1 pseudogene is annotated in these 285 nt (G+C 79.6%); it reads left to right on the top strand.

The features are described from left to right. Positions 1 to 222, top strand: a pseudogene (locus GT354_RS24890) (hypothetical protein); the annotation flags it as partial. Positions 223 to 285: the final 63 nt, after the last annotated feature.

Raw genomic sequence — 285 nt, 5'->3', positions numbered from 1 at the left:
GCGGGCGAGTTGCTCGTGGTGACCGGCGGTGATGCCCGGGTGCGCCTGGACTGGGCCCGGGAGGTCGTCTCGGCCGCCCGCGCCGGCGGCGTGGCCCGCGACCACGGTGGCTACCTCGCGCCGAGCGCGCTCGTGCCGCGTACCGCGCCCGACGGACCCGCCTGTTCCGGCGGCGAACTTGTCGACGGCCCCGGCCCGAGGGAGGCGAGATGTCCACGATGATCCGCCCCGCCCGCGGTGCCACGCCGCCGGCGAAGGCCCCGAAGCCCGCGCCCGCCGCCCGGC

The organism is Streptomyces sp. SID3343 (genome assembly GCF_009865215.1).
In the GTDB taxonomy this organism is placed as follows: Bacteria; Actinomycetota; Actinomycetes; order Streptomycetales; family Streptomycetaceae; genus Embleya.
Note: the sequence above shows the minus strand (reverse complement) of the source record. Positions and strands in the feature narration are given on the sequence as shown.